This window comes from Halomonas sp. BM-2019 (assembly GCF_017584085.1).
This window is the reverse complement of the sequence record NZ_CP071922.1, coordinates 1,265,512-1,273,022: the sequence shown is the minus strand read 5'-3', so window position 1 is coordinate 1,273,022 and position 7,511 is coordinate 1,265,512. Positions and strand designations below refer to the sequence as shown.

Below are 7,511 nucleotides of genomic sequence, written 5' to 3'. Positions count from 1 at the left end.
TTGAACTCGGGGATCTTGCCATCCGGATCCAGCGCCGGGTTGGTCAGCACGTTGGCCGCCGCCTCCGCATAGCAGAAAGGCACGAACACCATTCCCTCGCCCATGGCCGGGTCGACCCGGGTCTTCAGGGTGATGCTGCCCCGTCGGGTGGTGATGGTGACCGGGTCGCCCGGCGTCAGCCGGCGGCGCAGCAGCTCCCCCGGGGCCAGGCTGGCCACCGCCTCCGGCTCCAGGTCGTCCAGCACCCGGGAGCGCCGGGTCATGGAGCCGGTGTGCCAGTGCTCGAGCTGGCGCCCGGTGATCAGCACCGTGGGGTAGTCGCCGTCCACCGGCTCGTCCGGCGGCAGCGGCCGGGCGGGGGCGAACCTGGCCCGGCCGGAGGCCGTCGGGAAGGCGTCGCTGAACACCACGTCGAGCCCCGGGGCATCCTCTGCCGGGCAGGGGTAGGTGACCGACTCCTCGCGCTCCAGGCGCGCCCAGGAGATATGCGCCAGGGAGGGCATGCCGTGCGTCATCTCGGCGAAGACGTCCCGGGGGTGGGCGTAGTCCCAGCCCAGGCCGAAGCGCCGCGCGATCTCCTGGATGATCCACCAGTCGGGGCGGGCGTCGCCGGGGAGCGCCACGGCGGGGCGGCCCAGCTGCACCTGCCGATTGGTGTTGGTGACGGTGCCCTCCTTCTCGGACCAGGCGCTCGCCGGCAGGATGACGTCGGCGAACTGGGCGGTCTCGGTGACGAACAGATCCTGCACCACCAGGTGCTGGAGCTCGCCGAGGGCACGGCGGGCATGCGCCAGGTCCGGATCGGACATGGCCGGATTCTCGCCGAGGATGTACATGCCCTGGATGGTGCCAGCATGGATGGCATCCATGATCTCCACCACGGTGAGCCCCGGTTCGGGGTCGAGCTCGCTGTTCCACAGCTCCTCGAAGGCGGCGCGAATCTGGGCGTCGCCTACCGGCTGGTAGTCGGGTAGCACCATGGGAATCAAGCCGGCGTCCGAGGCGCCCTGGACGTTGTTCTGGCCGCGCAGCGGGTGCAGGCCGGTGCCGGGGCGACCGGTCTGGCCGCAGGCCAGGGCCAGCGAGATCAGGCAGCGGGCGTTGTCGGTGCCGTGGACGTGCTGGGAGATGCCCATGCCCCAGAAGATCATCGCCCGCTCGGCGGTGGCATAGGCGCGGGCGAGCTCGCGGATGGTGGCCGGGTCAACGCCGCACAGCTGGCTCATCGCCTCGGGGGTCATATCGGCCACCCGGGCCTTCAGGGCCTCGAAGCCCTCGGTGTGGGCGTCGATGTAGGCCTGGCCATAGAGCCCCTCGGCGACGATCACGTTGAGCATGGCGTTGTAGAGGGCCACGTCGCCGCCGGGGGTGAAGCGCACGCTGCGCCAGGCGTAGGCGTCGAGCGCCTGGCCGCGCGGGTCGAGGATGATCAGCTTGGTGCCGCGCTTGGCGGCCTGCTTGAAGTAGGTGGCCGCCACCGGGTGATTCACCGCGGGGTTGCAGCCGGTGAGGATCACCACCTCGGCCTGCAGCGCCTGCATGAAGGAGGCGGTCACGGCGCCGGAGCCGAGGCACTCCATCAGCGCCGCCACCGAGCTGGCGTGGCAGAGCCGCGTGCAGTGATCCACGTGGTTGGAGCCGAAGCCGGTGCGCACCAGCTTCTGGAATAGCCAGGCCTCCTCGTTGGAGCACTTGGCGCTGCCGAAGCCGGCCAGCGCCGCCGGCCCGTGGGCGGCCTTGAGCTCGACCAGCCCCCGGGCGGCGAGATCCAGGGCCTCCTCCCAGCTCGCCTCGCGGAAGTGGGTCAGCGGACTGTCCGGGTCGAAGTCGGGGTCGAGCCCCTTGGGCACCCCCGGCCGGCGGATCAGCGGCTGGGTCAGCCGCGCCGGGTGGCTAGGGTAGTCGAAGCCGAAGCGCCCCTTGACGCAGAGGCGATGCTGGTTGGCGGGGCCGTTCTTGCCCTCGACGAAGAGGATGCGCTCGTCCTTGACGTGGTAGGTGAGCTGGCAGCCCACCCCGCAGTAGGGACACACGGAGTCGACGGTGCGATCGGCGACCTTCGAGTCGCCGCGGCCGCGGGCATCCACCAGGGTGGCCGGCATCAGCGCCCCGGTGGGACAGGCCTGGACGCACTCGCCGCAGGCCACGCAGGTGCTCTCGCCCATGGGGTCGTCGAAGTCGAAGACGATCTTCGAGGCCGCGCCGCGGTGGGCCAGGCCGATCACGTCGTTGCTCTGCACCTCGCGGCAGGCGCGCACGCAGAGGTTGCATTCGATGCAGGCGTCGAGGTCGACGCGCATGGCGGAGTGGCTGCTGTCCCGGGTGAGTGACGCCTCACGGGGCGCCACGTGGTGGACGATGGGCGCGGCCCGCTCGGCGCGCGCCGGCAGGCGTTGCCGCACCGCCGTGGCATCGATGGCCAGCTGATCCGCCATGGCCCAGAAGTGGCTCGAGCGGTCGGGACTCGCCGCGCGCTCGGGCTGGTCGGCCATCAGCAGTTCCATGACCCCCTCGCGGGCCACGCGGGCACGCTCGGAGCTGGCGCTCTTGACCACCATGCCGGGGGCGGCCTCGCGCAGGCAGCTCGCCGCCAGCACCCGCTCGCCCTCGATCTCCACCATGCAGGCGCGGCAGTTGCCGTCGGCCCGGTAGCCCGGGGCCTCCTTGAAGCAGAGGTGGGGAATGGTCTCGCCGGCGCGCCGGGCCACCTGCCAGAGGGTCTCGCCCCGGCGAGCGCTCACTTCCACGCCATCCAGCGTCAGGGTGAAGGTCTGTTCGCTCATGCTCATCTCCTACCCCTTGACGATCACGTTCTGGGCGGCGAGTTCGGTGCGGAAGTCCTTGAGCAGGCTCAGCACCGGGTTGGGGGCCGCCTGGCCGAGACCGCAGATGGAGGCATCCATCATCACCCGGGCGAGGCGTTCGAGGGTCCCGGCGTCCCACGCGTCGCGCTCGAGCAGGGCCAGCATCTTCTCGGTGCCGACCCGGCAGGGGGTGCACTGGCCGCAGGACTCGTCGGCGAAGAAGGCCAGCAGGTTGGTGGCCACCGCGCGCAGATCGTCCCGATCCGACAGCACGATGATCGCCGCCGAGCCGATAAAACAGCCGTGTTCCTGAAGCGTATCGAAATCCAGCGGAATATCGGCCTTGCCGGCCGGCAGGATGCCGCCGGAGGCCCCGCCGGGCAGGTAACCGGCCAGGCGATGCCCGTCGACCATGCCGCCGCCGTACTCCTCGATCAGCTCGTTGAGGGTGATGCCCGCCGGGGCCAGGTGCACCCCGGGCCGCCTGACCCGGCCGGAGAGCGAGAAGCTGCGCAGGCCCTTCCGGCCGTGGCGCCCCTGGTCGGCGAACCAGTCGGCGCCCTTGGCGTGGATCAGCGGGATCCAGTAGACGGTCTCCACGTTGTTGACCAGGGTCGGCCGGTCGAAGAGCCCCTGCTGGGCGACGAAGGGCGGCCGGTGGCGCGGCTTGCCGGGCTTGCCCTCCAGGGACTCGATCAGCGCCGACTCCTCGCCGCAGATATAGGCGCCGGCGCCGCGGCGCAGCACGATGTCGCCGGGGGCGCAGAGTCCTGCCGCCTCGAGCTCGGCGATCGCCTCGCGCAGCACCCGATGCAGGCCGGGGTACTCGTCGCGCAGGTAGATATAGAGGGCGCTGGCCTCCACCGCCCAGGCGCTGACCAGGGCGCCCTCGAGGAAGCGGTGCGGTTCGCGTTCCAGGTAGAAGCGGTCCTTGAAGGTGCCGGGCTCGCCCTCGTCGGCGTTGATCACGCAGTAGCGCGGGCCGGGCTCCTGACGCACGAAGTGCCACTTCTTGAACGTGGGGAAGCCGGCACCGCCCAGGCCGCGCAGCCCGGCACGCTCGAGTGCGTCCATCAGGGCCTCGACGCTGACGCGCCCGGCGCGGCAGTCGGCCAGCAGCCGGTAGCCGCCGGCCTGGCGGTAGTCGTCGAGGCGCTGCCAGAGGATCGCCTCGGGGTGATAGTGGCCGGTATCCACCACCGCCTCGATGCCCTCGCGGGTGGCGTAGAGCACATGGTGGTGCCCCACCTCCGCCACCGGGGCGGTATCGCAGCGCCCCATGCAGGGGGCACGCAGCACCCGCACCCGGGCCGGGTCGAGCCCCGCCTCCAGCTGCGCCTTGAGGGTCGCGGCACCGGCCAGCTGGCAGGAGAGCGAATCGCAAACCCGTACCGTGACCGCCGGCGGCGGCGACTGGTCGTCGTGGATCACGTCGAAGTGGGCGTAGAAGGTGGCGGTCTCGTAGACCGCCGCCATGGGCAGGTTCATGTAGGCGGCCAGGGCCCGCAGCTCCACCAGGGAGAGATGGCCGTGGGCATCCTGGATGGCGTGCAGGTGCTCGATCAGCCGGTCGCGACGGCGCAGCTCGGCGTCTCGCCGCTCGTCGCCGAGCAGTTGACGCAGGGTGGCCAGGGCCACGGGCACCAGATCGCGGCCGCGGGGCTTGCCGCGGAAGCGGCGCTTGGGGGTCAGGGTCTCGACGGTCATGGCGGCACTCTTGTTATCGGCTGGCGCGGCCTGCCCCTCCATGTTGGCACCGGTGCCGGAAGGGGGCAATGTCGTGGTTTTCACGGCGACGCTGCCGTGGGAGGCGATACCCCGAAATGGCTGGCCGCGCCGCCTGTTGGCGCCATCCGCGGCCAGCTCGGGCGGCTCCTTAGGCGGCCACGCTGCCGTGGGGGTCAATGACGAATTTCTTCGCCGCGCCACCATCGAAGTCGGCGTAGCCCTGCGGGGCCTGATCCAGCGAGATCACCTGGACGTTGACCGCATCGGCGATCTTGACCTTGCCGAACAGGATCGCCTGCATCAGCGGACGGTGATACTTCATCACCGGGCACTGGCCGGTGTGGAAGGAGTGTGACTTGGCCCAGCCGAGGCCGAAGCGCATGCTCAGGGCGCCCTGCTTGGCCGCGTCGTCGACGGCGCCCGGATCCTCGGTGACGTAGAGCCCCGGGATGCCGATCTGCCCGCCGGCGCGCGTCAGCTGCATGGCCGAGTTGAGCACCGTGGCCGGGGCTTCCTTGCCGTGGTTGCAGCCGCAGGCATGGGCCTCGAAGCCGACGCAGTCGACGAAGCAGTCGACTTCCCGCTCGCCGAGGATCACCTCGAGCTTGTCGGCGATGTCGCCGTCCTGGGTCAGGTCGATGGTCTCGCAACCGAAGCTGCGCGCCTGGGCCAGGCGCTCCTCGATCATGTCGCCGACGATCACGCAGGCCGCCCCCAGCAGCTGCGCGGAGACCGCCGCCGCCAGCCCTACCGGGCCGGCACCGGCGATATAGACGGTGCTGCCCGGCCCGACCCCGGCGGTGACGCAGCCATGGAAGCCGGTGGGGAAGATGTCGGAGAGCAGGGTCAGGTCGCGGATCTTCTCCATGGCCTGGTCGGCGTCCGGGAACTTCAGCAGGTTGAAGTCGGCGTAGGGCACCATGACGTACTCGGTCTGGCCGCCGACCCAGCCGCCCATGTCCACATAGCCGTAGGCCGCCCCGGGGCGGGCCGGGTTGACGTTGAGACAGATGCCGGTCCGGCCTTCCTTGCAGTTGCGGCAGCGGCCGCAGGCGATGTTGAAGGGCACCGAGACCAGATCGCCGGGCTGGATGAATTCGACGTCGCGGCCGCACTCGATCACCAGGCCGGTGATCTCGTGGCCCAGCACCAGGCCGGAGGGGGCGGTGGTGCGGCCACGCACCATGTGTTGATCGCTGCCGCAGATGTTGGTGGTCACGACCTTCAGGATCACCCCGTGGTCGCACTTGCGATTGCCCAGCGCCAGTTCCGGATAGGGAATGGATTCGACGTCGACCTTACCGGGGCCCTTGTAGACGACACCGCGATTGGCTTGGCTCATGGCTGGCTCCTTATACGTTATTCTCGTGCCCCGGCGGCGGCCGGGAACCTGACTGGCATGACGCCAGTGAGTCAGCCTAGTCGCGCCTCCCTGCCCGGGGCGTGCTCCAGAGAGACATCCAGATGTCCATTCGAGACATCCCTTGCCTTTCAGGAGCTGTCGGATATTCACGGGTCGCTTTCACGACATTGCCCACATCCGACGGGCTCAAGAATATCGGGGCCGCGGTGTGTCGCCACACCCGGCCATCGAGCAGGACACCAATAACAACCCGAGGACCCCCTATGACCCGAGATGACGACCCGATCCTGTCGCCGGGGCAGGACAACACCCAGGTGCTGGGCCTGGACTTCCACAATCCCGTCTTCCCCCTCTCCGCCCTGGCCATCCTGGCCTTCATCCTCTACGCCCTGATCTACCCCGATGCCGCCAACAGCCAGCTGACCGCGGCCCGTGGCTGGTCCATCGAGCACTTCGACTGGCTGTTCATGATCGCCGGCAACGTCTTCGTGGTGCTGTGCATCGCCCTGATCCTGCTGCCGATAGGGCGCATCCGCCTGGGCGGCGCCGCAGCCCGGCCGGAGTACTCCACCCTCTCCTGGTTCGCTATGCTGTTCGCGGCGGGCATGGGCATCGGCCTGATGTTCTGGAGCGTGGCGGAGCCCGTGGCCTACTACACCGACTGGTACGGCACCCCGCTCAACGCTGCCGCCCACACCCCGGAAGGGGCCAGCGCCGCCCTCGGCGCCACTCTCTTCCACTGGGGCCTGCACCCCTGGGCGATCTACGGCGTGGTCGGCCTGTCACTGGCCTTCTTCGCCTACAACCGTGGCCTGCCGCTGACCCTGCGCTCGGCCTTCACGCCGATCCTCGGGGAGCGGGTACGCGGCTGGCCCGGCCATATCATCGACATCGTCGCGGTGCTGGCGACCATCTTCGGCCTGGCCACCTCGCTGGGCTTCGGTGCCTCCCAGGCGGCCGGCGGCCTCAACCACCTGTTCGGTATCCCCAACACCATCGGCACCCAGCTCGCCATCATCGTCGGGGTCACCGTGGTGGCGCTGTTCTCGGTGTGGCGCGGTATCGACGGCGGGGTGAAGCTCTTCTCCAACATCAATATGGTGATCGCCCTCGCCCTGCTCACCTTCGTGGTGGTCACCGGCGGCGTGCTGCTGTTCGTCAACAACCTCTGGGATACCGCCCTGGCCTATATGGGCCACCTGGTGCCGCTCTCCAACTGGATCGGCCGCGACGACACCACCTGGTACCACGGCTGGACGGTCTTCTACTGGGCCTGGTGGATCTCCTGGTCACCCTTCGTCGGCATGTTCATCGCCCGGGTCTCCCGGGGACGCACCGTACGCGAGTTCCTGACCGCGGTGCTGGTGGTGCCGACCCTGGTCACCCTGGTGTGGATGAGCGCCTTCGGCGGCACCGCCCTCTCCCAAGCCGCCGGCGGCATCGGCGAACTGTCGCATGGCATCAGCGACGTATCACTGGCGATGTTCCAGATGCTCGAGCACCTGCCCCTGGCCACCCTCACCTCCAGCCTGGCGATCCTGCTGGTGCTGATCTTCTTCATCACCTCATCGGATTCCGGCTCGCTGGTGATCGACAATATCACCGCCGGCGGCAAG

Annotated in this window: 4 protein-coding genes; 1 reads left to right on the top strand and 3 read right to left on the bottom strand. The window is 69.5% G+C overall.

Translation table 11 applies throughout. From position 1 onward, the window contains the following. The 3 genes from fdhF to fdhA all read right to left on the bottom strand — a co-directional run. Positions 1 to 2,783: formate dehydrogenase subunit alpha (gene fdhF / locus J5F18_RS06440; RefSeq protein WP_346301464.1), on the bottom strand; the 2,783-nt coding region annotated here is incomplete at its 3' end. Between the two features lie 9 nt (positions 2,784 to 2,792). Continuing rightward, complete coding sequence (locus J5F18_RS06435; protein ID WP_346301463.1) at positions 2,793 to 4,511, bottom strand: NADH-ubiquinone oxidoreductase-F iron-sulfur binding region domain-containing protein; 1,719 nt, start codon at positions 4,509 to 4,511, stop codon at positions 2,793 to 2,795. Between the two features lie 169 nt (positions 4,512 to 4,680). Beyond that, positions 4,681 to 5,874 (bottom strand): formaldehyde dehydrogenase, glutathione-independent, encoded by a 1,194-nt coding sequence (gene fdhA, locus J5F18_RS06430; protein WP_346301462.1) that lies wholly within the window; start codon positions 5,872 to 5,874, stop codon positions 4,681 to 4,683. Positions 5,875 to 6,158: 284 nt separating this feature from the next. On the opposite strand from fdhA, the gene J5F18_RS06425 reads away from it, so the two are divergent. Then, positions 6,159 to 7,511 (top strand): BCCT family transporter (locus tag J5F18_RS06425; RefSeq protein WP_346301461.1); only part of this gene is annotated, 1,353 nt, incomplete at its 3' end.

Excerpts from the sequence above, each read along its gene's own strand:
- J5F18_RS06435 (WP_346301463.1), bottom strand. The coding sequence starts at position 4,511 with ATGACCGTCGAGACCCTGACCCCCAAGCGCCGCTTCCGCGGCAAGCCC.
- fdhA (WP_346301462.1), bottom strand. The coding sequence starts at position 5,874 with ATGAGCCAAGCCAATCGCGGTGTCGTCTACAAGGGCCCCGGTAAGGTC.